The organism is Actinomadura alba (assembly GCF_014323705.1).
In the GTDB taxonomy this organism is placed as follows: Bacteria; Actinomycetota; Actinomycetes; order Streptosporangiales; family Streptosporangiaceae; genus Actinomadura_C; species Actinomadura_C alba.
Map to the genome: position 1 here is coordinate 1 of NZ_JABVEC010000009.1, position 25,240 is coordinate 25,240.

General features: G+C 67.5%; 20 protein-coding genes and 2 pseudogenes. 12 read left to right on the plus strand and 10 right to left on the minus strand.

What is annotated here, in order from left to right; all coding sequences use genetic code 11:
- Positions 1 to 407: HNH endonuclease signature motif containing protein (locus HKK74_RS13685; protein WP_222722243.1), on the plus strand; the 407-nt coding region annotated here is incomplete at its 5' end.
- Positions 408 to 455: 48 nt separating this feature from the next.
- On the opposite strand, the gene HKK74_RS13690 is transcribed toward HKK74_RS13685, so the two are convergent.
- Positions 456 to 1,709 carry an RNA polymerase sigma factor gene (locus tag HKK74_RS13690; protein WP_425544360.1) on the minus strand — a complete coding sequence of 418 codons (1,254 nt, stop codon included), beginning with the start codon at positions 1,707 to 1,709 and terminating at the stop codon, positions 456 to 458.
- Between the two features lie 74 nt (positions 1,710 to 1,783).
- Entirely contained in the window at positions 1,784 to 2,152 is a 369-nt protein-coding gene (locus HKK74_RS13695; protein ID WP_187243578.1) for a DUF427 domain-containing protein, read from the minus strand.
- 1,126 nt (positions 2,153 to 3,278) lie between these two features.
- On the opposite strand from HKK74_RS13695, the gene HKK74_RS13700 reads away from it, so the two are divergent.
- Positions 3,279 to 4,724: a tetratricopeptide repeat protein gene (locus HKK74_RS13700; RefSeq protein ID WP_187243579.1), complete on the plus strand. Its 1,446-nt coding sequence runs from the start codon at positions 3,279 to 3,281 to the stop codon at positions 4,722 to 4,724.
- On the opposite strand, the gene HKK74_RS13705 is transcribed toward HKK74_RS13700, so the two are convergent.
- Together HKK74_RS13705 and HKK74_RS13710 are read right to left on the minus strand one after the other, a co-directional pair.
- Positions 4,695 to 5,162: a hypothetical protein gene (locus HKK74_RS13705; protein ID WP_187243580.1), complete on the minus strand. Its 468-nt coding sequence runs from the start codon at positions 5,160 to 5,162 to the stop codon at positions 4,695 to 4,697. The genes HKK74_RS13700 and HKK74_RS13705 overlap by 30 nt on opposite strands.
- A 200-nt stretch (positions 5,163 to 5,362) precedes the next feature.
- Entirely contained in the window at positions 5,363 to 6,601 is a 1,239-nt protein-coding gene (locus tag HKK74_RS13710; protein WP_187243581.1) for a hypothetical protein, read from the minus strand.
- Positions 6,602 to 6,922: 321 nt separating this feature from the next.
- Between HKK74_RS13710 and HKK74_RS41870 the strand changes: the two are divergent.
- Both HKK74_RS41870 and HKK74_RS13715 read left to right on the plus strand, forming a co-directional pair.
- Positions 6,923 to 7,186: pseudogene (locus tag HKK74_RS41870) on the plus strand (AfsR/SARP family transcriptional regulator); the annotation flags it as partial.
- 15 nt (positions 7,187 to 7,201) lie between these two features.
- Positions 7,202 to 10,081, plus strand: a complete 2,880-nt coding sequence (locus tag HKK74_RS13715) for an ATP-binding protein (protein ID WP_312881469.1) — start codon at positions 7,202 to 7,204, stop codon at positions 10,079 to 10,081.
- Positions 10,082 to 10,608: 527 nt separating this feature from the next.
- On the opposite strand, the gene HKK74_RS13720 is transcribed toward HKK74_RS13715, so the two are convergent.
- Positions 10,609 to 11,688: a hypothetical protein gene (locus HKK74_RS13720; RefSeq protein WP_187243583.1), complete on the minus strand. Its 1,080-nt coding sequence runs from the start codon at positions 11,686 to 11,688 to the stop codon at positions 10,609 to 10,611.
- A gap of 222 nt (positions 11,689 to 11,910) precedes the next feature.
- Between HKK74_RS13720 and HKK74_RS13725 the strand changes: the two genes are divergently transcribed.
- From HKK74_RS13725 to HKK74_RS13750, 6 genes are all read left to right on the plus strand, one after another.
- On the plus strand, positions 11,911 to 12,939 hold the full coding sequence (locus HKK74_RS13725; RefSeq protein WP_312881470.1) for a DNA polymerase ligase N-terminal domain-containing protein: 1,029 nt from the start codon (positions 11,911 to 11,913) through the stop codon (positions 12,937 to 12,939).
- Between the two features lie 56 nt (positions 12,940 to 12,995).
- Positions 12,996 to 13,655, plus strand: coding sequence for a hypothetical protein (locus HKK74_RS13730; RefSeq protein WP_187243585.1), 660 nt, complete (start codon positions 12,996 to 12,998; stop codon positions 13,653 to 13,655).
- 159 nt (positions 13,656 to 13,814) lie between these two features.
- Positions 13,815 to 14,990 carry a cytochrome P450 gene (locus HKK74_RS13735; RefSeq protein WP_187243586.1) on the plus strand — a complete coding sequence of 392 codons (1,176 nt, stop codon included), beginning with the start codon at positions 13,815 to 13,817 and terminating at the stop codon, positions 14,988 to 14,990.
- Between the two features lie 183 nt (positions 14,991 to 15,173).
- On the plus strand, positions 15,174 to 15,878 hold the full coding sequence (locus tag HKK74_RS13740) for an N-acyl homoserine lactonase family protein (RefSeq protein ID WP_187243587.1): 705 nt from the start codon (positions 15,174 to 15,176) through the stop codon (positions 15,876 to 15,878).
- A gap of 109 nt (positions 15,879 to 15,987) precedes the next feature.
- Complete coding sequence (locus HKK74_RS13745; protein ID WP_187243588.1) at positions 15,988 to 16,791, plus strand: universal stress protein; 804 nt, start codon at positions 15,988 to 15,990, stop codon at positions 16,789 to 16,791.
- A 239-nt stretch (positions 16,792 to 17,030) separates the two neighbouring features.
- Positions 17,031 to 18,638, plus strand: coding sequence for an alkaline phosphatase D family protein (locus HKK74_RS13750; protein ID WP_187243589.1), 1,608 nt, complete (start codon positions 17,031 to 17,033; stop codon positions 18,636 to 18,638).
- Positions 18,639 to 18,734: 96 nt separating this feature from the next.
- Here HKK74_RS13750 and HKK74_RS40805 read toward each other — a convergent pair whose 3' ends face one another.
- Entirely contained in the window at positions 18,735 to 19,748 is a 1,014-nt protein-coding gene (locus HKK74_RS40805; RefSeq protein ID WP_187243590.1) for a serine hydrolase, read from the minus strand.
- A gap of 92 nt (positions 19,749 to 19,840) precedes the next feature.
- Complete coding sequence (locus HKK74_RS40810; RefSeq protein WP_222722245.1) at positions 19,841 to 20,314, minus strand: MarR family winged helix-turn-helix transcriptional regulator; 474 nt, start codon at positions 20,312 to 20,314, stop codon at positions 19,841 to 19,843.
- Positions 20,315 to 20,412: 98 nt separating this feature from the next.
- Between HKK74_RS40810 and HKK74_RS13765 the strand changes: the two genes are divergently transcribed.
- A complete protein-coding gene (locus HKK74_RS13765) occupies positions 20,413 to 21,027 on the plus strand; it encodes an NAD(P)-dependent oxidoreductase (RefSeq protein WP_187243592.1) in 615 nt (204 codons plus the stop codon).
- A gap of 23 nt (positions 21,028 to 21,050) precedes the next feature.
- Here HKK74_RS13765 and HKK74_RS39875 read toward each other — a convergent pair.
- Positions 21,051 to 21,333, minus strand: a pseudogene (locus HKK74_RS39875) (transposase); the annotation flags it as partial.
- Positions 21,334 to 21,495: 162 nt separating this feature from the next.
- On the minus strand, positions 21,496 to 22,533 hold the full coding sequence (locus HKK74_RS13775; RefSeq protein ID WP_187243593.1) for an aldo/keto reductase: 1,038 nt from the start codon (positions 22,531 to 22,533) through the stop codon (positions 21,496 to 21,498).
- A 128-nt stretch (positions 22,534 to 22,661) separates the two neighbouring features.
- Between HKK74_RS13775 and HKK74_RS13780 the strand changes: the two genes are divergently transcribed.
- Complete coding sequence (locus tag HKK74_RS13780; RefSeq protein WP_312881471.1) at positions 22,662 to 23,303, plus strand: TetR/AcrR family transcriptional regulator; 642 nt, start codon at positions 22,662 to 22,664, stop codon at positions 23,301 to 23,303.
- A gap of 799 nt (positions 23,304 to 24,102) precedes the next feature.
- Here HKK74_RS13780 and HKK74_RS13785 read toward each other — a convergent pair.
- Complete coding sequence (locus HKK74_RS13785; RefSeq protein WP_187243594.1) at positions 24,103 to 24,987, minus strand: aminoglycoside phosphotransferase family protein; 885 nt, start codon at positions 24,985 to 24,987, stop codon at positions 24,103 to 24,105.
- Positions 24,988 to 25,240 lie beyond the last annotated feature (253 nt).

Sequence of the window (25,240 nt, forward strand, 5' to 3'; positions counted from 1 at the left end):
TGAACGCCGGGGTGTCCGCGCTGATCCTGGGACCCGACGGGCACCCCTTGTATCTGGGGCGCACCACCCGGTTCGCCACCCCAAGGCAACGCCAGGTACTCCGCGCCCTGTACGCAACGTGCGCCGTGGAGGGGTGCGACATCCCCACCGGGCTGTGCGAGATCCACCACACCGACGGATGGAAACTCGGGTCGCCGACGGACATCGACAAGCTGGCCCCGGCGTGCGGGTTCCACAACCGGTGGATCGAGGACAATCCGGACAGGGTGCGCACCATCCGGGACGCCAACGGCCGCTACATCATCCACTGCCTCCCACCCTGGGACGCAAAACACCACGAAACCGACACCAGGCGAAGCCGGCCGAGCCGACCGCAAAAGAGCGACCGACAACCCGAAGGACCATGACACATGCCCCGTTCGGCAAGGCAAGCCACATCGGCCGGTCCGGAGGAGCTACCGACCGTCCTGGAGCAGCCGGGCCGCTCGGGTCTCGAGATAGTGCTGTTCAGGAAGGCTGGTGGTCAGTCGCGCGGCCGTTCGGTAGCAGGACCGGGCGCCTTCGCGGTCGCCTGTCATCTCCAACAGGTGCGCCCGGACGGCATGCAGGCGATGGTGCGCGGTCAGCCGGTCGTCGGTGTCCAGGCGGGCGAGTAGCTCGAGTCCGGTCTGCGGGCCGCTCACCATGGCGACCGCGACGGCGTGGCTGAGGGTGACCATGGGGTTGGGCGCCATCTCTTCGAGCAGCCGGTACAGGGCGAGGATCTGCGGCCAGTCGGTGTCCTCGGCGCGGGTCGCCTCCGCGTGGACCGCGGCGATGGCCGCTTGAAGCTGGTAGGGGCCGAGTGGTCCACGGGCCAGGGTGCGGGTGATGAGCGAGATGCCTTCGTTGATCGACTCCCGGTTCCACTGGTCCCGATCCTGCTCGGCGAGCGGGACGAGGGTTCCGTCGGACCAGGTGCGTGCCAGCCGACGAGCGTCGATGAGCAGCATGAGCGCGAGAAGCCCGGCGACCTCGCAATCGCCGGGCAGCAGCCGGTGGACGGCGCGGGTGAGGCGGATCGCTTCTCCGGTCAGTTCACCGTGTTGTAGATCGGGGCCGGAGGTGGCGGTGTAGCCCTCGTTGAAGACGAGGTACAGGACGTGCAGCACAGCTTGAAGCCGGTCCGCCCGCTCGTGCTCGGGCGGCAGGTGGAATCGGGCCCCGGTGGCCTTGATGCGCTGCTTGGCGCGGCTGATGCGCTGGGCCATGGTGGCCTCGGGGACCATGAAGGCACGGGCGATCTGTGCCGTGCTCAGACCACCGACGGCGCGGAGGGTGAGCGCGACCTGGGAGGCCAGGCTGAGGGCGGGATGGCAGCACAGGAAGAGCAGGGTCAGGGTGTCATCCCCGCTCTTCAGATACTCGGTCTCGGCAGCGGGAGCGAGCAGTTCGTCGGGCGGGGCCAGTGACGCGACCGTGGCCTCCCGGCGCCTGCGAGCCAGTTCGCTACGACGCTGGTCGGCCATCCGGCGGGAGGCGACCGTGATCAGCCAGCCCTGCGGGCTGTCAGGCACCCCGCTTTCGGGCCACTGCGTCGCGGCGGCCAGCAACGCTTCCTGCACCGCTTCCTCGGCGGCGTCGAAGTTCCCGTAATGCCGCACCACCGCGGCGAGGACCTGCGGCGCCATCCGGCGCAGCAGGTCCTCGATGCCGGCGCTCGTCTTCACATCTCCTGACCGGACATGTCCATGATCGAAAGGATCGAATCTCGACATCCCGCTGAGGACATCGGATGGCCTGTCTAGCCGGCCTTCCCGTTCACCTCGACGGTGACATCGGGCTTCTCGGTCCAGAAGGCGAGCCGCCCGGCGATCTCGTCGACCTTCGGGAACGGCTCCCGGTAGGACCAGACGACGTCCTCGGCGAGCCCGTCGCCGGTGTCCACCGACCAGTAGACGGCATCGCCCTTGAACGGACAGTGCGAGGTGGTCGTCGAAGGCGTGAGCAGTTCCATCTTCACGTCGTCCGCCGGCAGGTAGTAGCGAACCGGCGAGCCGGTCTCGGTGAGCACCAGCGGCCGCGACGAGCTGGCCACGACCGTGTCATTGACCCGCACCACGACCTGTTCCGACCCGGGCGTGATCTCGATGTTGTGTCCTTGTGCGCTCATAGGTCCGATTCCCATCAAAGAGTCCTGCGGTCACCGCCACGCGCGTGACCGGCCGGCCACCTCATGGTCCGCTCGCCGGGGACTCCGCGCGTGGCCCGATGTGGCCCGTGATAGGTCCAAGGTTCCCCGGTGTCGCTGTATTCCTGGACCGTGCGGCAAGGGAGGAGGGACGGCGTTCGCCGCGTGGTCAGGAGCTCGAGCGCCGATCGGCCTAAAGGTCACCAAGGATCGATACAGCGTCGAGCACGTCGATCCTCCTGAGCAATTCCAGCACCGTCATCAACACTTACAAACGCGGAGGTAACGATTCCGGCTTGTCGCTCCGAACTACCGAAGCTACCTTGAGGAGGATTTGGCAGCCGCAAGCCTCGGAGTACAGATTTTGAGCAACCCTAACGCAGATAACGGACGCCCGAATTGCGGACAATCCCCTGCCAACTCCACCCACAACCAATCCAGCGGGACCATACACGGCTCTAGCGTGCAAGCACGGTCCATATACGGCGGAGTCCAGTTTAACGTAGAAACCCGATCGCAGCTCCCAATACCAGCCCAGTTGCCATCTCCTGGATTTTTCGCTGACCGGCATGATGAGGTGAGGGACCTGCGGCAACTGATCGATAGGCCCGTATCCGCAGGTCACCCGACCCTGATAGTGATCAGCGGGCCGGGCGGGGTGGGCAAGACCACCTTGGGTCTGCACTGGCTGAATCAGATCCGGGATGAATATGCGGATGGCCAACTGTTCGTCGACTTGCATGGGTTCTCCGACGGCCGGCCCATGCCGCCGAGCGAGCCCTTGGAACGTTTTTTGCGGGCCCTCGGAATTCCCGCGGAAAGCGTTCCAATCGATCTGGACGAGCAGGCGGCACTGTTCCGATCATTGACGGCGGGCCGGCGCCTGATCACCATGCTTGACAACGCCGCCTCCGCGGCTCAGGTACGTCCGCTGCTACCTGGGCCTGGGCCGGCCCTCGTCGTGGTGACGAGTCGGCGACGAATGTCCGGACTGGTGATGGAAGGCGCACGGTTCTTCGATGTGAACCCATTGCACGAGTCGGGTGCAGTGGAGTTGCTGCACCACATAGTGGGCGCCGAACGGATAGCTGCGGAGCAGTCTGAAGCCATGTCCCTCGTTGCCCTGTGCGGTCGGCTCCCACTCGCGCTCTGCGCCTCAGGGGCGCGCCTGGCGGCCCGTCGCCGCTGGCCGATCGCACGCGTTGTCGGGGAGCTGACCGACGAGACGCGCAGGTTGTCCGCCCTCAGTGTCGAAGACGACGTCTCGGTCCAGGCCGTCTTCGACCTTTCGTACCAAGCCCTGCCGGAAGACGCCGCCCGCCTTTACGGGCTGCTCGGCCTGCACCCGGGCGCCGACTTCGATACCGCGGTCGCGGGGGCTCTCGCCTACATCGGACACGACGAGTCCGCTCGTCTCCTGGACATGCTGGCCGACGCGAATCTTCTCGAGGAGGGCTCCGAAGACCGTTACAGCTTCCATGACCTCGTCCGGCTGCACGCGCGCGGCAAGCTGGCGGAGACGACCTCAGGCGATGAACGTCAGGCCGCATTCGCACGCTTGGTGGACCGGTACCTTCAGACCGCAGTGTCGGCGGACATCGCCATCATGCCGGGCAGATGGCATCTCGGCGCGTACTACGAAGCCGAACGCCGAATCTCCTTTCCCGACAGAGCAGCCGCACTCGCATGGCTCGAGCTGGAGCTCGGCAACATCATGGCGGTGCTGAGAGCAGCGCACCGCAAAGGACTCCACGAGGCCGTGTGGCAGACCTGTGAAGCAATGTGGGGCCTGTTTCTGCTCCACAAGCACTACCGCCAATGGATCGAGGCCCACGAGATCGGCGTAGCGGCGGCGCGCGCCTGCGGCGATCCCGTGGCCCAGGCGCGCATGCTCGAAGCACTCGGATTCGCCTACCTCAACCTCAAGGACTTCGACGCCGCCAGGCACCACCACGACCTCGCACTTCGGCTCGAGGAAGAGGCGGATCACCCGATCGGCGAGGCGTCCGCACTGGAAGGCCTCGGTATCGCCGAGCTCGCCACCGGGGGAAACGACCGCGCCATCGAGCTCTTCACCCGCGCCCGGCGCATCCACCAGCGACTCGGCCGCCCTCGCGGCGTCGCACTGATGCGACGCCACATCGGTGAGGCTCTCAGCGGCGCCGGCCGTCATGCGGAGGCGGTGGAAGATTTCTCAGCCGCGCTGCGGTTCTTCGAGCAGGCCGACGAGCCGTACCACCAGGCTCGCACCCTGACCTCCCTCGCGAACAGCCATCTGTCGGCCGGGCGGCTCGACGACGCTGACGACGTACTGAGCAGATCACTGCTGATCACCGAGCGGAGCGGGGCGCGTCACGAACAAGCCGGAGTCCACGCCTCACTCGCCCACCTCGCCGCACGCCGCGGCCAGGGGGGCGTCGAACGAGAACACCTGCACAAGGCGCTCGCCATCTACACCGAGCTGGGCGCACCCCAGGCACAGGAGGTCGGCGACCGCCTCGCTCGGACCGAGCGATCTCACGAGTCACGCGATCGCGGCACCGACCCCCCATGACGTTCGCGACGCGCCGACCCGAACCGCTCTCCGCCCGTTCGCCATGATGAGGAAGGCGGAGTTCAGCACATCGAGCGGCCGACCGGCGACCATCCACGCATGTACCAACGAGGCGTACGACCAGACGTCTTCGTCCGCGTCGTCTTCGTCCGCGTCGACGTCAAGACCAGCGTCAACGACATTCTGATCGTCAGCGTCAGCAGGTCCGGCCAGCGGCAATGGAGTGAGCCGGGCCTGCCATCCGGTGGCCGTCGTCACCACGCATCCCTGCCCGCGACGAACGAGCGCCGCGACGAGACAGCCCGGGAAATGGGCGTGCACATCGGCCGATGACGACGGTTCCGATTTCGATCGCCCCGCGCGGCGTACGACCACATCAGCTGCCGTCAGCAACGACGCATCACGCTCGTCGACGCCGGCCAGCAGGTGTTCGTCCACGAACGTCCTCCCCCTTGAGCCATCGATGGCCCGTGAGCCATCCCGAAGCGCGCTGATCGGGAACCGGTGCAGTACCGCGACCGCCCAGGGGGTGCTCGGTGCGCGGACCAACACGTGCGCCGGCTCCATACGCGACCTCGCGTAGGAACTCCGCCCGTACGGTTCCAGCCGTACCTGGACGAGTGCGGTGGCCGTGCTCATCAGGCCGCCTGCGCTTCACCGTGCTGACGGAGGTACGGCAGCGGTGCCGGATCGATGCGCGGTGGGCACTCCGGCTCGGGCAGGCGCATGAGCCGGTACATCTCCCGGCGCAGGATTCGGGCCGATCCGCCCGGCACGGATGTGAGATCGTCCCTGAGGGCGGCATGGATGTCGTCTCCGTATGCGTGGACGGCCTCGTCCAGCTGCGGCCGGAGGGGCCTTCCCCAGTCCAGCCGTGGTGCGATCGCGCCGAGCCGGGCTATGTGGGAGCCGGGGGCGACATCGTCCTCCGGAAAGGCGCCGAGCAGCGTCGGCACGCCCAACGCCGCTCCGTAGTAGGTGACAGAGCCATGGTCCCCAATGATGCGGTCGGCGGCGACCAGAGCGGCCCGCCATCCCTCCTCGGGAGGGAGCAGTCGTACGCCGAGCCGCACGCATTCGGCGTGCCACGACCGGACCTGCCTGCGACCATGCCAGGACCAGGTGTGCGGGTGCAGTGCCGCCACGACCCGGTACCTCGCACGGGCCAGCTCGGTGGCCACCCGTTGCAGCGGGTCGAAGCACTGGCCGAGCAGCGACCCACTGCTCCAGGTCGACGTGACGAACACGAGTCGCTGAGACGGCCCCACCCCGAAGGCACGGCGATACGCTTCGCGGTGCGGCAGGCTCGCCGACAGCCGGTCCATGCACGGGTCCCCACCAACGGTCGCCACCGGCAGAGCCTCTGGGCACTCCCTTTCCAGCAGGCGCCGGTGCCGTTCATGGGCAAGGATGATCGATGAGGGTACGACCCGTCCGCCGACGACCAGGCGTTCGCGCATCAGGCTCGTGACCGGGCGTGCCGCCGGCGGTCCGAGCCCGTGCACCCGGCCGAAGAGCTTGCCGGGACCCGATCCATGGGGCACGGTCAGAATCGGTGCGTGTACGTTCTCCAGCATGCCGTGGCTCGCGGCGACGGCGAGATCGAAGGCCACCCGGGTCGCCTGTTCCCAGGGAAGGACAAGCCCGCCGAGTCCGCGAAGATATTCGGCCAGCCCTCCGGTGAAGATCGACGCCGGCGCGGCGGTGTAAATCACTTGGATCCTGCGGTCGCTCTCCAGCAGCGGCAGCACGTCGGCCAACCGCGTCGCCGCCGTGAGGTGATGCGCGACCGCGAGCACGGTCCGTTGTCCACGTACTGTCGCCCCCTTGGCCGCGTCCAATCCGAACGGCCCTCGAATCCATTCGTTGCACGACATGGCATCCTCCTGAACGCCTTGGCTCTGCGATCCGGGACCGGTGCCGTACAGAACGGACCTCACTGTCTGTGATCCCCTCACGTCCGCGGATCCGCAGATCCCCCGGTCTCCGGCCGAGGTCATCGACCTCATGGCCAGCCTTGGCGAGGTACCTTGATGCAGACCTTGACGCGACCTTGACTACGTCTTGGTATTGCGGCTCGCGTTATATGGCCCTTACCGGCCAGTGCGACGGAACCACGGTCCTAGCCATGCCGCCCTGGAACATGAAAGATAAAGAAGACAAGACAGAGAGGACATTCCACTACCAAGAGGGCGTCAGTGGAGTTCCGAATCCTTGGCCCCATTGAGCTATGGGCGGACGGTCAGCGGTACGACCTTGGGACGGTCAAGGAACGCTGCGTGCTCGCGGTTCTGCTGCTCACACCGGGCCAACCGGTCTCCGCGGAAAAACTCGTCAGCCGCGTGTGGGATGAAAATCCGCCGCCAAGCGCTCGCGACAGCCTTTACAGCTATATCTCCCGGCTGCGGCGGCGGTTCCATCGCATCAGCGATGAGATTCGAATTGAATCGGCTCATTCGAGCAGCTATGTCCTGCGGGTGGATCACGAGATAATCGACCGGGAGCGGTTTCGGTTACTGCGGAGGCAGGCCCGCGCCATCGCCGAAAGCGGCGACGACGAGCACGCCCTTGCCCTGCACCGTGAGGCGGCGAAGCTCTGGCGAGCCGATCCGCTCGCAGATCTATCCGGCGGCTGGGCAGTACGCGTCCGGCAGAGCATCGAAGACGAATTGGTGGCGGCCACTGACGAACGCATCAAGATCGAGATGCGCCTGGGTCATCACGCCGACCTGCTGCGGGAACTCTCCGAGTTCACCGAGCGCTACCCGTTCGACGAGAAGTTCGTCGAACACCTCATGGTGGCGCTCTACTGCTGCGGCCGGCAAGCGGACGCGCTGCGGGTCTACCACGAGGCCAGTCATCGCCTCCGCGAGGAATACGCGATGGACGCTGCCCCGGCTCTCCAGGAGCTGCACCAGCGGATCCTGCGGGCCGACCGGACACTACTTCCCGCACCTCGGAGCCGGCCGACCGACGTGCAGCCGCCGAACAACCTGCCGCTCGACCTCCGCTTCCTCACCGGGCGCGCGAAGGAGGTCCACGAGCTGCTGACGACGGTCGCCCCCGCACGACAGCCCGCGCTTGAGCGGGAAGCACCGCCCGGCGTCATCGCGGTGGACGGCATGCCCGGAGTCGGTAAATCCGTCTTCGCCATCAATCTCGCCCACCGGCTGGCCGATCGTTACCCGGACGGCCAGCTCTACCTCGACCTGCGCGCTCATCATGCGGAGACGGCCGTCGATGCGGGCACCGCATTGGACATGCTGCTCCGCCTGCTCGGTGTCCCCGCCGGTCGGATCCCGCGAAGCGCCCAAGACCGTGCGGCGCTCTGGCAGGCCGAGCTCGCCTACCGCCGTGTTCTGCTGCTCTTGGACGACGCCGCCGGGCACGAGCAGATCCGCCCTCTACTGCCGGGAAATCCCCGATGTCTGGCACTGGTCACCAGCCGCCGACGCCTGGTCGGCCTGGACGACGTCGTGACGAAATCGCTCGATGTTCTCTCCCCCGCCGACGCCGCCACGTTGTTCACGCTCGCCGTCGGTCCCGGTCGCGCCATGGGCGATCACGACGTGGCCCGTGTGGTTCGGCAGTGCGGCTACCTGCCCATGGCCGTACAGCTCGTGGGCAACCGGCTGAGGCACCGTCCGGCATGGAACGTCGGCGATCTGGCCGGCCGGCTGGAGCAGGACAACCGGCGGCTCGCGGAGATCCGTGCCGAGAATCGCGAGCTCACCGCTGCGTTCGAGGAGTCCTACGACGGGCTGGCACCGCGGCTGCGGACCGCGTTCCGGCGGCTCGGCCTCCATCTCGGCTCGGACATCACCGTCCACGCGGCCGCAGCGGCCATCGGCGGCGGCGCCAGAGAGGCCGATCGAATGCTCGACGACCTCGTGGAGCATCACCTCATCACCGAACCGGCTCCGGGGCGCTACCGCTTCCACGACCTCATCCGTGACTTCGCCCGCCACCTCGCCGAGCGCGACGACGCCGAGGCCGAACGCCGGCACACCGCCGAGCGGATCCTCGATCACTATCTCACCACGGCCGAACGCGCCGACCGGCTGCTCTATCCCCATCGGCGGCGGATCAGTGTCGAAGGCCCACCGCCTTCGGCCGGTCCCGCCCCCCTCGACACGGCCGATCAGGCACGTGACTGGATGAAGAGCGAACACGACAACCTGCTCGGCATCGCCGACCACGCCGCCGTTCAGGGTCGGCCGAGGCACACTGCCCTGCTCGCCCATGTGCTCGCCGGATACCTCGAGACCTCGGGTCACTGGGAGACGGCGGGCCGCCTGCACGAGCGGGCCGCCACGGCTTGGCGCGAGATCGGAGAGCGAATCGGCGTGGCACAGGCGCTATCCGACCTAAGCCACGTACGTTTCCGCACCGGCCAGTACGGCGACGCGCTCGAATATGCCAAGAGCGCCCTGGAAATCTTTCGATCCGTGTCCGACCGGCGCGGCGAGGCCAACATTCTCGACCACACGGGACTCGTGCTCTGGCACCAATCCCGGTTCAAGGATGCACTCTCCAGTTGCCGGAAGGCGTTGACGATCCGCTCCTCGACGGGGGATCGGCGCGGCGAAGCCCAAAGCCTGGACCACGCCGCCATTTATCTCGCGCACACTGGCCGGTATCGCGAGGCAGTCGATCATAGACAACGCTCACTCGATATCTATGCCGAGATCGGCGATGACCCGCACGGGCAGATGATGGCACTGAACAATGCCGGGGACCTCTCGCTGCGCCTCGGCCGGGTCGCGGTCGCACGCGACTACTACGATAAAGCCGCCTCCATTACTCCGGAAATGGGACGCCAGCACGCGGCCATCTGGCTCTGCAACATGGCTGCGGTTTACCGACATACCGGCCGATATGACGACGCGCTCCACAATTACCGGAAAGCATTTCTGACGTACCAGGCGATCGGCGACCGGCGCAGCGAAATAGAAACGCTTCTGGGCATTGGTTTAACATTTCAGCTCATGGGACGAGAAAGTGAGGCGCTCGTCCATCACCAGAAGGCCCTCACCCTTTCGAGACAGGCCGCTGATCTCTATTGCGAGATCCAGGCTCTTTGCGGCGTCGGCGAGACGCTCCTGAGCTCCGGCCGCCACGCCGCCGCTCTGGACCACTACCAGCGGACACTCGACCTCATGCGCGGGATCAACGACCCGTACTGGGCGGCCAAGGCCCTCGAGGGCATGGGGACCGCCCTCCTGCACACGCGAGGCCGAGCCCAGGCCCGCAGATGCTGGAAGCAGGCCCTCCGGTCGTACGAACGAATGGGTGTCCCCGAGACGCAGGCCGTCCAATCGCTTCTACGTGGGACCGACGAGGCACCGGATTACTAGGCCTTGCAATGGAATAGCACTGCGCCCACTCGTCGTTACCCCGTACCGCAAACCGCTCAAAACTCGCAAACATGGAGACAATGCCTCTATTTAACATGAGCGGCTCTCACATTCGGCGAGTATGTCGTTTTGATGTGCGTACCGACGACCCCCAGGGGTAGAGTTATCTCCCGTTCGATGTCCCAACTATTCGGGATATTCATCTATATTTGAAGACGAGGCCTTCAATGAAGAAGCGCATTACGTTCGTAACCGCTGCGTGTATTTCCGTCCTGATCGGCATGGCTCCCGTAGCCTCGGCAGCATCGTCGATCTACATGACTCGCTAGGACGAGTAGTCGATCAGGGGGGAGGACACCTCACCCCTGATCATCTTCTGGCAGCAGGCCCTTCTCCGCCCCGAGCGCTGCGTGGCCCCACGCAGGCGTGATCGCAAGCCCGTCCCGTCAGATCTTCCATGGCCGGCCTGCGCGAATGTGACCGTACGTGATCATCTCAGCCGGGCACTCGAGCAGGTAGCAGCCTCCCTAAGAAAATTCGGGTTTCGAACAGGTATGCCTCTTGGCGGACTGCTCAGCGAAGGAGCCCAACGCGGCGCGGAGCAGCTGATGCTCCGGCCGGGAAGCGGCCCTTTTCGTTTGATCGTCTGGCTCGATGGCGTATACGGCGTTGCCGAGTGCTCCCGGGCATTTCGCTCCGGCCGTGTAGTACCCCTCGCGCGCGAGATCGACCGCCGGCGCCCCGGTCAGGGGGCCGTAGAACGCGTTGAGCGTGTACCGATCTGAGTGACGGGAGTCGCCGAGTACGCATTGCTCGTGCGGTGCCGGTTCGGCGGCCGCCTCTCGGGCTGTGGAGACGCCGAATCGCCTGGCCTCCGCGTCGTCGAGTAGGCCGGCACAGGTGCCGTCGGCCTGATCGAGGCCCTTGGATCCGGCCGGTGGCATCGCCACCTTGGTCACGGGTCCTCCGGTCTTCGCCTTGCAGTTCCGCTGCCCGGCCGCCCGCTTGGCGGTCTCGGTCGCTACCGCCGCGAGTCTCGTACGCGTGGCCGAGTCTCTGAACGTGCCCTCGACCTTGGCCTCCACCACGATGAACAGACCGTCATCTGGCGCGTCGCTGCAGTTGAGGAGCATGGCCACACTCGCCCACTCGTAGCGGTCATTGTCGGTCTCGGCACCGTGTTCGTCGGCCGCGACATCGTCCTTGGCATCGTCGACGTAGAAAGAGCCGGTCCAGCCATGGCCGAGTGGGAGAGCCTCCCAGTAGACGCTTCTGGCCTTGCCCGGCGTCCGCTGGACGGTCACGTTGAGGTCCATCGTGTAGAGCCCGCCGTGCATCTTGCGCACACCGCAGAACTCGCCGTCGAAGCGGCTTTTGTCGGTGTCGAGCGCGGTCTTCGGAAAGAGCGCCCGAACCTCGTCCACGGGCAACAGTCCATCGCACCCCTCGGCCAAGGCGCGATCGGTCCGCCAGCTGTCATAACCGCCGCTGAAGTAGAAGTACCCGCCGAACAGCGCCAGTACGAGCACCGGCACGCCGACCGCGGCCGCGATCCGTCGACGGCGAGCGCGTCTCTTCTTCCGCCGGTCGATCTCGGTCGCTGTCACACGCCGCCCTTTCCACCATGTCGCCTCGCCGGAGGGGAGACGATCTGTGCGGATACATCTCATCACAGGCTGTGTCCACCTATGGATCCCGGTCCCGCGCGAAATGCGGCGGGGACCCGATTCGATTCGACCCTTACAGCGCTCCGGTCCGTGGACAGAATCCAGATCCATGCCACCCCGAAGGAGACGTGGGAGAAGGCGAGGCGCGGGTATGTACGCCGGGTGGCAGCAGGAAAGGCGACAAAGACCGGGAAGTCCGAGAAGGGCGACAAGCTCGCTACCTACCGGCGCATGCGGGACGCCGCTCGCACGCCCGAGCCCGTACCCGAGCAGTCCTCCCTCCCCCATGGCGCCGACGACACATTCGTGATCCAGGAGCACCACGCCCGGCGGCTGCACTGGGATCTGCGGCTGGAGCGCGACGGCGTCCTGGTCTCGTGGGCGGTGCCCAAGGGCATCCCGACGGATCCGAAGACGAACCATCTCGCGGTGCACACCGAGGACCATCCGCTGGAGTACGCCGAGTTCGAGGGAGAGATCCCGAAGGGCGAGTACGGCGGTGGACGGATGTTCATCTGGGACCGCGGCACCTACGAGACGGAGAAGTGGAGCGACCGCGAGGTCAAGATCGTGCTCCTTGGCTCGCGGGTGTCGGGCCGCTACGTGCTGTTCCAGACCGACGGCAAGAACTGGATGATCCACCGGATGGACCCGCCCGCCGACCCGGACGCCGAGCCGCTTCCGGAGGGGTTGCGACCGATGCTGCCCCAGGAGCGCCGGCGGCTCCCGCGCGACCCAGAGGCGTACGGCTTCGAGTTCGCGTGGGGCGGACGGCGGGCACTGGCGTACATCTCGGGCGGCCGGGCCACTCTCACCGACGGGTCCGGAGGTGACGTCCCCCTCCGGAGCGGGCTCGGCAGCGGTCTCGGGACGGCCCTCGGCGCGCGGCCCGCACTGCTCGACGGTGAGCTCACCGAGGTGGAGGGCGACGAGACTTACATGATCTTCGACCTGCTGCACCTCGAAGGGCGCTCACTACTGGCCGAGCCGTACGAGCGGCGGCGGCGTCGTCTCGACGAGCTGCACCTCGCGGGTCCACGCTGGCAGACCGCGCCGTGGTTCCCGGGCGAGGGTGCCGCCGTACGGGAGGCCGCCCGCCGGCAGGGACTCCCCGGCATCGTCGCCAAACGCCTCGACTCACCTTACGAGCCGGGGAAACGCTCCGCCGCCTGGCTCCTCATCCCCACCTGACCGCCGTCCTCGGATGTGCCTATCGAATGGCTTGACGGCATGGGATTCTGCGCGGCATGGGATTCTTCGAGCCGCCTCCTCCGTCCATTGAACCGTATGAGCCCGAGCACGTTCCCGAACCGTGGTGGGGTCCACCCGACGACACCCTGGGCACCGTCCTTCCGATCGGGCGGCTCTGCGTCCGTAATGAGCACGTCGTCATGGCTCTGACGCACGCCACCGTCCATCCGACCGGCTGCGTTCTGCATGTGGCCGGCGCCCTGCGACGCGAGGACATGACCGAGGAACGGTGGTCGGCCTTGCAGGACGCCTGGCGCGGCCGTCACCACCAACGCCTCCGCCGGCCGGAGCAGGGGCCGGAGCCGGGGCAGGGGCCGGGTCAGGAGCTTCCAGACGCGCTGCGCCGGTTCGGAGTCCGTTTTCCCGACGGCGCGAAGGCGACCACGATAGAGCAGTTGCCGGGTGACGGGCCGCGGCCGGTGGGTCCGATTCTCGCCGAAAGCCATGGTGGGAGCGGCGGTCGCTCCAACCGCAGGAGCCGGTTCCACCAGGATCTGTGGCTGTGGCCACTGCCGCCGGCGGTGCCGTTCGAGTTCGCGGTCGAGTGGCCGCTCGCCGGCATCCCGTTGACCATCATCGAGCTCGATGGGGCCGAGATCACCACGGCCGCACTGAACAGCACACCCTTCTGGCCGGAAGACCGGCCGGAAGCCTGACCACCCTCCCCTCTGGAGCCCCGAGACCTACCCGGGCCCAGCCGCGCCGCCGAAACCGACGCGATCGACGCGGCGACGGGACTTCTCTTAGGTCCGGCGTGCCCGGCCCCTGACCATGGATCACGGGTGTGTTCACCCGATGGGGGAAGACCTCCCGGTATGGACGTTCTTCCCCAGTTACCGTTCGAGCGGCCCGACCCGCTCGAGATCTCACCGGCGTTCGGCACGCTGCGGGCCTGGGAGCCCATCACGAGGGTTCGAACCGGTACCGGCGACGAGGCCTGGCTGGTCACCGGGTACGAGGAGGCCAGGATCATCTTCGCCGACGGGCGCTTCGGCCGCTCCCACCCCACACCCCGCACCGCTCCGCGGCTGTCCAACTCCGCCCTGATCGGCGGTCCGTCCGGGGACTTCGCCACCGAGAAGGCGGCGCATGACCGCATGCGGCGGCTGCTTGCCCCCGCGTTGTCGGCCCGGCGCATGCGGGCGCTGTCCGAACGCGTCCAGCAGTTCGTCGACGAGCTGCTGGACGGCATGGAAGAGCAGGGGCCGCCCGTGGATCTGCGCGCGTGCCTGTCGATCCCGCTTCCGCTCCAGGTGATCTGCGAACTGCTGGGGGTGCCGTACGAGGATCGCGATCTGTTCCGGTCGATCGCCGAGGACATGGCCGACCTCACCGACCCGAAGCGCTCCGCCTCCGCCGACGCGGCGATGCAGAAGTACACCTACGGCATCGTCCAGGCCAAGCTGGCCCATCCCGGTGCCGACATCTACTCGGATCTGGCCGTCGCCGACCTGCCCGCCGACCAGGTCTCGGACATCGCCGCCGGACTGCTCTTCGCCGGCCACGAGACCACCGTGAATCAGATCGACTACGGCGTACTGCTCCTGTTGACCAACCCCGTCCAGTTGGAGGCGCTGAAGCAAGACCCCGAGCTCGCGCCGGCCGCCGTCGAGGAGGTGCTCCGCCTGGCGGCGCCGAGCGAGCACGGGCTGCTGCGCTACGCCCGCGAGGACGTCGAGATCGCCGGGACGACCATCAGGGCCGGTGAAGCGGTCGTACTGGCGACGGTGGCGGCCAACCGCGACGACCGGGCCTACCCCGACCCCGACCGGTTCGACATCCACCGCGGCCCCCGCAACCCGCACCTCGGGTTCGGATACGCGATCCACCACTGCCTCGGGGCGAATCTCGCCAGGGTGGAGCTGCGCGCGGTGCTCGGCACCCTATTCCAGCGCTTCCCCGCACTCCGGACCGCCGTGCCGGTCGAGGAGCTCACCGCGCGCTCGAACCACCTGACCGGCGGCTTCACCGAGGTGCCCGTCAGCTGGTAGCGACCGGAAGACCGGTGTGGGAACCGTCAGGGTTCTCAATCCGGGTGCACCACCTCGTTGGCCTGCCGTGCAGGCCAGCGTCGTAGACGAGCTTCGGCGAAGATCGACGTACAGATCACCGCCGGACGTGGCGGCGCCCGCGAACCGGATGGACACCACATCGCGGCCTGCCAGGATGGCGGCATGGGGAAGAACACGGCGGTGCGTCGACTCGACCTGGGGTACTTCATCCGACCTGCACCGGAATCCGGAGGCCCGCAACCGCGGGTCGAACCCGCGCTCGCCTACCTGGTCCAACACGACCAAGGACTGATTCTCTTCGACACCGGCATCGGCAGCGCAGACTCCGAGACCGAAGCGCACTACCGACCCCAACGGCGTGCATTGCAAGACGCCCTGTCGGCGACCGGGGTAAGCCTCGCCGACATCTCCCTCGTCGTGAACTGCCACCTCCACTTCGACCACTGCGGAGGAAATCCCCTCCTGGCCGGCACGCCCATCCTGGTCCAAGACGTCGAACTGGCCACCGCCCGCCAGGGCGACTACACCTTCGCCGAACTCGTCGACTTTCCCGGCGCGGTCTATGAGGAACTCCGCGGTGAAACGGAGGTCTGGCCCGGGGTCTGGATCATTCCCACACCCGGGCACACCCAGGGACATCAGTCGCTGGTGCTCCGACAACCCGATGGCACCGTGGTCCTCGCCGGCCAGGCACACGACTTCGCATCCCAGTTCGCCTCCGATCACCTGGCCCGCCAGGCCGTACTCCAACGCGTGGAACAGCCGCTCCCGACCTACCAACGCTGGCTGGACCGGCTTGCCGACTTCGACCCACGACGTGTGCTCTTCGCTCACGACTGCTCGGTTTGGGAACCATCCCAGGGCTGAACGTGAACCATCCAGCGCCACCAAGCCACCAGTTCGCGAACCCGCGGGCACAACCCGCCCGCCAAGAGGGATCGCGCATGACCACGGCGGAGCAGGGGATGCTCTCGGCGTGATCGGAGAGCATGTCCTTGTCGGATACAAGGTCGACGCCGGTGGACGCGAGGCGCTCGCGCAGGCTCGGACGATCGTCGAGGTCACGGGCGGCCGGCTCACCGTGGCCGCGGTGCACGGACCGGAGCCCGCGGGTTCCGCCCTGGAGGCGCAGGCGTCACTCACCCAGGCCGAGTCGGCGCTGGGCGATCTGGCGGCTTCCTACGCCACCCAGGAGAGCCGGGGAGCGGGCCGCGGTCTGTCCGTGCTGGCGAGCAAGGTCGACGCCGATCTCATCGTCATCGGGTCGCCCGCCGGCGGCGCACATCACCGGATCAACCTGGGCGGCACCGCCGACCACCTGATGCACGCCTCCACCCAGGCGGTGATGCTCACCCCGGCCGGTCATGTGCCGCTGGATCGCCCGGGGCGGGTGACCGTGGCGTACGTGCGCCGCCCGCAGTGCGACGAGGCGGTCGCACGGGCCGCGGTCGCCGCCGTACGACTGGACGTGCCACTCCGGCTGATGACGCTGGCGGCGGCCGGAGCGGATCAGGGCGCCCTTCGCGACGATCTCGCGCTGGCGATCCGAATGGCGAGCGAGTCGAGCGACCTGGCCGCCGACGAGATCCAGGCGCGGGTCGGCACGGGCGACGACGTGGCCGAGGCGATGGCCGACGTTCCCTGGGTCGGGGGCGAACTGCTGATCTGCGCCAGCAGCGAGGACGCACCGATCCACCGTGTGTTCCTCGGCGAGACGGCGTTCAAGGTGTTGCGAGCGGCGCCCTGCGCGGTCACCGTTCTGCCGCGCGGCACCGCCTGACTCCCCCGCGCGCCCTCGCTGCGGCGCCGGGAGTCCCTACGGCGAACCGGGCTTCCTTTGCCCTGCGTCGATGTTAACGAGCCTGCGATCAACACATCTGCCAGTGATTCCTCAACGTGATCTAACCTCCGTACCTGTGATGTTCACTCTGAGACCCGTGATGTTCACGGGGAGGTTATCGACTCCCGCCTCATATGTGCGATTTGCTTACCGCTGTTTGTGTCGAGGCGGGAGGGCGAATGGCTTCGCAGGTCGGTTCGGTGTCACGGCGTCAGATCCTCGGGCTGGGCGGAGTGGGAGCCGCAGCGGTCATGCTCGGCACGGGTGTCCTGGGCGGGGAGAGCGCGAACGCGTTCACGTCGAGGAAGAGCAACCCGTTCACGTTGGGAGTGGCGTCGGGCGATCCGGCGCCGGATGGTTTCGTGTTGTGGACCCGGCTGGCTCCGGAGCCGTTCGCGGCCGACGGCAAGGGCGGCATGCCGGCCACGCGGGTCAAGGTGGAGTACGAGGTCGCCACGGACGACCGCTTCCGCCACGTCGTCCGCCGGGGCGCGGCAGTGGCCACCCCGGAGCTCGGGCACTCGGTGCACCCCGAGATTGATGGGCTCGCCCCGGACCGGGAGTACTTCTACCGCTTCCGCGCGAACGGGGAGATCTCACCGACCGGCCGGAGCAAGACGATGCCCTCGGCCGGGTCGAACCCCCGCGAGCTCGACTTCGCCTTCGCCTCCTGCCAGGCGTGGCAGGACGGCTACTTCACCGCGTACGACCACATGGCCGCCGAGGACCTCGACCTGGTCGTGCACCTCGGCGACTACCTGTACGAGTACGAGCTGACCACCAACAAGCGCGGCGTCACCGTACCCGAGCAGTTCCACACCGAGACCTTCGACCTGGCCCGCTACCGGCTGCAGTACTCGCTCTACAAGGCCGAGGCACCGCTGCAGAACGCGCACGCCAGCTTCCCGTTCATCCACACGCTCGACGACCACGAAGTGGTGAACGACTGGGCGGCCGACACGGTCATCGCCGGTCGCCACCCCAACCCCGACCCGGCCGCGTTCGCGCAGCGCAAGGCGGCGGCGTTCCAGGCGTTCTACGAGAACCTCCCGCTGCGGCGTGCCCAGCTGCCGTCCGGCCCGCACATCCGGCTGCACCGCAGGCTCGCGTACGGGCGGCTGGCCGACTTCGTCATGATCGACACGCGTGGCTCCCGTGACATCCAGGCGTGTGCGTACGGCAACGGGACCGGCCGGTCCACCGCGTGCGCCGAGCGTTTCGACACCGACCGCACCATCCTCGGCCCCGACCAGCGCCAGTGGCTGCTCGACGGTCTCAGCTCGTCCCGGGCGCGCTGGCAGGTCCTGGGCAACCAGGTGCCGATGCTCGAGACCGACTGGGACCCGGGGGCGGGCAAGGACGTGTGGATCGACCCCTGGGACGGCTACGTGGGCGACCGCAACCGGATCCTCGCGAGCGCTCAGGACCGCGACGTCCGCAACCTGGTCGTGATCACCGGCGACCGGCACCAGAACTACGCCGCAGACCTCAAGCTGGACTTCAACGACCCCGACTCGCCCACAGTGGCCAGCGAGTTCGTCGGCACCTCGATCACGAGCGGTGCCGACGGCGCCGACATCGACGCCCTGGGGCGGACCTTCCTGGCGGCCAACCCGCACATGAAGTTCTACAACGCGCAACGCGGCTACGTGCGGGTGAACGTGAACCGGGAACGCTGGCGCAGCGACTTCCGGGTGCTCCCGTACGTCACCAGGCCGGGCGCGCCGATCTCGACCCGGGCCAGTTTCGTGGTGGAGGACCGCAGCCCCGGAGTGCAGAGCGCCTGAGACCCGTGACCGCGCCCGGCAGCCGTCCCGTGAGCCCCGCCGGAATGGGGCACGCGGGACGGCACCGGGCGCTCGCTCCGGCTTCTCGCGTTCGCTCTACGGTGCGACCGCCTCTGACACGGCCCGGCTGACCAGCGCGGCGACGTGCTCGACCGTCGCGACGCCCTCGGCCATGGACGCATTGCCCTTGGAGAGAACGGCGATCAGGTAGTCGTGACCGCTGCCGCGCACCCGGCCGATGCTGTTGATCGTCCAGCGGCCGCCGTCCCTCTGCCGGGGCAGCCAGCCGTTCTTCAGTGCCGTCGTGTCGCCGTCACCGGCGGCCGCGCTGACCCCCCACGACTGGGTGGAGTCGACGTCGGCCATCAGCCCGAGCGCGTACCGGCGACCGGCCGCGCTGAGCGGGCTGTCACTCGACGTGAGGGCTCGCAGGATGCGGATCTGGTCGGCCACGCTCGTCGTGGTCGAGCCCCAGTAACCACCGGGACCGGGCGTGGTGTCGCGCAGGCCGAGCCTGCTGTTCGCGGTGGCCAGACCGGACGAGCCGCCGATCCGGTTCCACAACTCGGCGGCGGCGCCATTGTCGCTGACGCGGATCATGCGCGTGGCCAGGCTTCGCTCACTGGCGGTCAGCCGCCGTTTCTTCCGCTGCGCTTGCAGCAGGAGCGCCGCCAGGATGTCGACCTTGACGATGCTGGCGGCGGCGGTTCGCAGCCGGGTGTTGTATCCGTATGTGAGGCCCGTGGCCAGGTCACGGATCGACGCTGAGACCTGACCCGACCGATCGTCCAGATATCTGTCGAGGTCGCGGGTCAGCCTGGTGCGCTCCGATGCCGAGAGGCGACGCGTCGAGGCGGACGTCAGTGTCGGCGTCGGTGTCGGTGTAGGGATCGGGGTCGGAGCTGGTGTCGGGGTGCGGGCAGGAGCGGCGACGGACGACGAGGGGTCGGGGACCGCGCGGGAGCGGGCGGCGGTGTACTCCACCGTGCCGGCACCGAGAACGATGACCACGAGGATGGAAAGCCCCGCGTGCAGAGCCGCGGAACGCCACGAAGGTCGGGGCCGCCGCACGCGATTCGCGAGGGCTTGCCGGGCCCGCCTCAACATCATGGAGGTGAGGCTGCGGCACGTACCTTGATATCGGCTGAGAGGGAGCTGAGAACCCCCTGTGATGCCTCAGAAGGGTCTTGTTATTGATCGCCTCAGTCCGCTGGAAGGGCGGCTGGGCAGGTGAAGTCGGCCGGGTCGAGGCCGGCCTTGGCCAGCAGGATGCGGAGCTGCTGCTGCTCCTCGCCAGCCAGGCGACCCAGTGGCGAACCCGCGGTCACGGCCTCGACGAACCGGGCCCGCGTCGCGACCCCCTGCCGCGTCAGCATGATCACCTTGACCCGCCGGTCGGCGGGATCGGTCTGCCGGTGGATCAGCCCCCGCCGTTCGAGCCTGTCAATGATGAAGGAGACTGTTGACGGATCGCAGTTCATCGTCGCCGCCAGCGCCCGCATGGACGGTGGGGCGGCCTCGGGGTCGAGCCGCCACAGAGCGGTGACGAGTGGCTCGGTGAGCTCCAGCTCCTTCAGCAGGTCAGCGGTGGAGACGCTGGTCTGGGCCGTGAGGGTGAAGATCTGCTTGAGGAGCGTCTGCACCAGCGGTTCGTCGGTGCTGCCAGGCGTGCCCACCTGTCGCACGATAGATGGTTGCTCCAAAGATTGAAAACTCCAAGCACTCGTGGGAATACTTGGAGACTCCATTAATCTTGGGTAACGGAGGCTGTGGCATGCGGTTGGCGATCTTTGGCGGCACCGGCCAGGTCGGCCGTCAACTGGTCCAGCAGGCGCTGGACCGCAAGCACAAGGTCACCGCGCTGGTCCGCGATCCGGCCAGGGCGCCCGTCCACGATCGGCTCCGGATCGTACAGGGGGACGTGCGGGATGCGCGAGCTGTCCAAAAGACGCTTACCGGGTCCGATGCCGTGCTCAGCGCGCTGGGCCAGCGACGCTTGCGCGGGGTCACCGTCTGCACCGACGGGATGCGCGCCATCCTGCCCGCGATGCAGACCCACGGCGTCACCCGGCTGCTGGCCGTCAGTGGCTACGGCGTCGCCGACAGCCGGCACCACGGCGTCTACGTCACCAGCCTCTGGCTCATGATCAGATCCATCATGCGAGACAAAGAGCGGATGGAAGAACTCATCAAAGGCAGCGATACCCGATGGACCATCATCCGTCCGGCGGTCCTGACCAGCGGTCCGCGCACGGGCGGCTACCGCACCGGCACTGGCCTTCACCTGGCGTACGGCTCGAAAGTGTCCCACGCTGACGTCGCCGACTTCATGCTTTCCCAACTCACCTGCGACGACCACGTTCACCAGGCCGTCGCAATCAGGTCCTAAGTGCTTGTCGGAGCAGGATCTTGCTATTGGTGTTCGAGGGGGCGTGGGCCTTGACGGGTGGCAGGGCGTCCGCTGCGGGCGAGGCGGCGGGTCATGAGGCCGATGGCGGCCCAGCGGATCATGGCTTCGCTGGTGGCCGGGTGGGCGTTCGTAGTCACGTGCGAGCCTGCGGTGGGCGGTGAGCCACGCCAGAGTCCGCTCGACCGCCCACCGGCGGGGCAGCACAGCAAATCCCCTTTGATCTGCGGGTTTACGGACGACGCTGACCGTGGTGCGAAGGGTGCTGGTGGCCCAGTCCAGCAGCCGATTGTCGAGAATGCTTATCAGCTCGGCGATCCCGTTCACGCCGGGCACCCGCTATCGGCAGGTCGGTGTCACAGTCGTCATCGCGTATTCCGTTGCCGGGTTGTAGGAGCACGGCGGGCGTTGCGGATGCGCCCGCCGTGCGAGAGCGGTGAGGGGATGCGGTCAGGCGGCGGCGCGTTCGTTGACGGGTCGGCGGCGGAGGTTCGAGCGCTGGATGGCCGGGGGCAAGTAGGCGGACTGGTCGGGCGTTCCGACATCGGTGCCGGGTGGGACGATCTCGTCGATCCGGTCGAGGATCTCGTCGGTGAGGGTGACGTCGAGGCCGGCGAGCAGGTCGTCGAGCTGCTCCATGGTGCGCGGCCCGATGATCGCGCTGGTCACGCCGGGATTAGTGATCGCGAACGCCATCGCGAGGTGGGTCATCGGCAGGCCCGCCTCGTCGGCGAGCGGAATGAGCTGTTCGACGGCGTCGAGCCGACGCTCGTCACTGAAGCTCGTCAAGAGGGCGGCGCGGCGGAGGTCGGTCTGCTGGCCCTTGCGGATGCGCCCGGTGAGCATTCCCTTCGCGAGCGGGCTCCACACGAGCGTGCCCATCCCATAGCGTTGGGCGACGGGCAGCACCTCGGTTTCGATGCCGCGGTTGAGGATCGAGTAGGTCGGTTGTTCGGTGCGGAACCGTTCCAGACCGCGCCGCTCGGCCACCCACTGGGCTTCGATGATGTCGGAGGCGGGCATCGTGGACGACCCGATCACCCGGACTTTACCGCTGTGGATCAGGTCCGAGAGCGCGGAAAGCGTCTCTTCGATGTCGGTGTCGGGGTCCGGTCGGTGGATTTGGTAGAGGTCGATGTGGTCGGTCTGCAAGCGACGCAGCGAGTTCTCAACCGCGGTCATGATCCAGCGCCTGGAGTTGCCTCGCTGATTGGGATCATCACCCATCGGGAGATGCAGCTTGGTCGCAAGGACGACGTCGTCGCGACGCCCCTTGAGCGCCTTTCCCACGATCTCTTCGGACTCGCCGTGGGAGTACGCGTCGGCGGTGTCAACGAAGTTGATCCCTGCATCCAGCGCTCTGTGGATGATGCGGATCGAGTCGTCGTGGTCGGGGTTGCCGATGGCGCCGATGGCCCCGAACATCATTGCGCCGAGCGCGTAGGGACTGACCTTGATGCCGGTCCGGCCGAGGGTTCGGTACTGCATGCGGTTTCTCCTGAGGTTGTGGTCGAGGTGTAGTGGGCGCTGTGTCGGTGCCGTACCCTGAACCGAAGCGGAAAGTTATTCCGGAACTATACGGAAAGACTTTCCGGTTATGCAAGCGAAGGAGGGTCGTGACGGAGAACACGGCGCCGACCGGAGTCGGCTCGACCGGCTCTGCGCGTCCGGGCGCACTCGAACGCGCGCCGCGCCGGCTGCGCGCCGACGCGCAACGCAACATCGACGCCTTGCTTGAGGCAGCGAAGGCCGCCTTCGGCACGTCAGGCGTGGATGCGCCCGCGAAGGAGATCGCTGATCTGGCCGGCGTCGGAGTCGGAACGCTGTACCGGCATTTCCCGCAGCGCTCGGACCTGGTCAAGGCCGTGTTTCAGCGCGAGGTGGATGCCTGCGCCGACGCGGCCCCGGCGCTGACCGCAGCACACGAGCCAGGAGTGGCACTCGGGAAGTGGCTCCACCGGTACACCGAATTCCTCGCGACCAAACGAGGACTCGCTACAGCCCTTCACTCGGGCGATCCGGCGTTCGACGCCCTGCCCGGCTACTTCATGCAGCGACTCGAACCCACCCTCGGGTCACTGCTCGAAGCCGCAACAGCGAGTGGCGAGATTCGTGCCGACATCAGCCCCAAGTACCTCCTGTACGCCGTCGCCAATCTGTGCCTGCCCGTGGCGGACGAGGGAGTCGCGTACAGCCAACGCATGGTCGCGCTCCTCATCGACGGACTACGCTACGGTGCCGAGCTTCAGCAGCCGTGAGCACGTCCGCGTCGACACCGTCCATCAATCGGTGCACGACGTCGCTGGTGACCTCCGCCTGCTCGCCGGACGCGACGTTGTCCCATATCCTCATGGCCTGCTGAGCGCGCACGTCGATAGGCGGGTCCTCCAGCAGGAAGCCGGCGTTTCCGCGGAAACGCTCGATCCGCTGCACGAGGCGCCGCCACCTGGTCGACGGCGCGGCGGCGGGTGCCACAGTTCGGGGGCTTGCTGTGGTGTCCGCGCCGCCGAATCGGCCATCACCGCACAGGCCTGCCCGACATGGCAAGGAGCATCGCCTCGGAGTACGGCGGTTCGCTCGTAATCCGGCCGGCGGGCTGCCACCCCCAGCGCAGATAAAGGCTGTACGCGGGCGCCTCGGTTAGAGCGGCGAGTGTGGCGTACGGCTCATCGCGACCACGGAGAAGCTCCTCATGGAGGGTGCCTCCAATCTCATGACCTCGGTACGCGGGCAGCACAAGCAACTCGATCACCGCGAACTTGAAGGCCGCCCAGATGCGCGGGGAAGGGGCATTGGCGTGGCCAGTGCCCAGCAGTTCCCGGACACGCCCGGCATCAACAGCGCACGCACATAGGCCATCGCGTTCGACCGCAGGTCACTGCGGGAGAAGATCGGTGAGAGAGCATCCGCGAGTTGCGTGAGATGGTCGGCGGAGCCCGCCAGCCCTGCACGGTCGGCGGAGGTTGCCAGATTCTCATCGTGCGTCATGACGCAATGCTCACAGGTGGCGCCGGGCCATCAGCCGGACCCCGCATCGTCCTCGGCGCGCAGCCGCGGTCAGCTCGCCGCCAGGACCCGTTCAAGCGTGGCGTAGCCTGCCGGTTCCCAGGTCGGCTTGCCCCCGGGCAGACCGAGCCTGCCGTTTCGTCCGATCCCGATCAGGCCCAGGGCGCGCAGGACAGCCCAGCCGCGGGCCCTGGTGATGGTGGCTTCGTCGGCCAGCTCATAGGCGTCGAAGAACCGACTCGCCGCGCCGGCAGGCAACAGGATCCAGGCGGCTGAAAGATCGGTCGCGGGATCGCCTGCGCACATATCGCCGAAGTCGATCACCCCAGCGAGCATCCCGTCCCTGACGACCACGTTCGCCGGATGCAAGTCACCATGCAGCCACAGCGGCGCGCCCTGCCAGGCGGGCGCCGCGATGGCCCTCTCCGACACCTCCCACGCAGCGTCAGCGTCCGCGTAGTCGGCAATGACCTCGAACCAGCCGTCGACCCGCTGCAAACCGGCCAGGGGGGCGCTGCGCGAAGGGCTGACCGGGGCGTCAGCCGGCGCCTTTTGATGCAGCGCCCTCAGGAACCCCGCGAGGATCTCGGCCGCCTCAATGCGCGTGATCGGCGCACGATCGGCCGGCTCACCCTCGACCCAGCGCGCGATCGACCAGGTGTGCTCGAACAGGCTCGATGGCTTGCCAATGCGCACTGGGGCGGGTGTTGGCAGCGGCAGGCGCTCGGCCAACATCGGCAGCCACGTCTGCTCCGTGTGCAGCAGAGCCGGCGCTCGCTCGGTGCGTGGCAAGCGCACGGCCAGCTCCTCCCCAAGGCGCCACTGTTGGTTATCCCAGCCTCCGCTGACGTCACGCAGCTCTAGGTCCGCGAGATCCGGGTGCTGATCCCGCAGCAGCGCGCGCACCAGGTCCTGCTCGAACTTCAACTCGTCCATTGATGAACCTCCGATCACTGGCATGCGCAGGCACGCCAGCACCGGTCGAACGTAGCAGGCGGAAATTGCGCACGGCCCTGGTTCGGCCGACGATGCCGACCCCTCGAATCCACCCGGTTGCGCTACTGGGCGCAGATACGCCGCGCTCATTACCTGACGAGCAGTCACTCAGCGAAGTCCGACTGCCGTATTAGGCTCCGGAGGGAGAACGCCGCGCTTTACGAGCTCGTTCACCGGGATCTCATTCTTGACC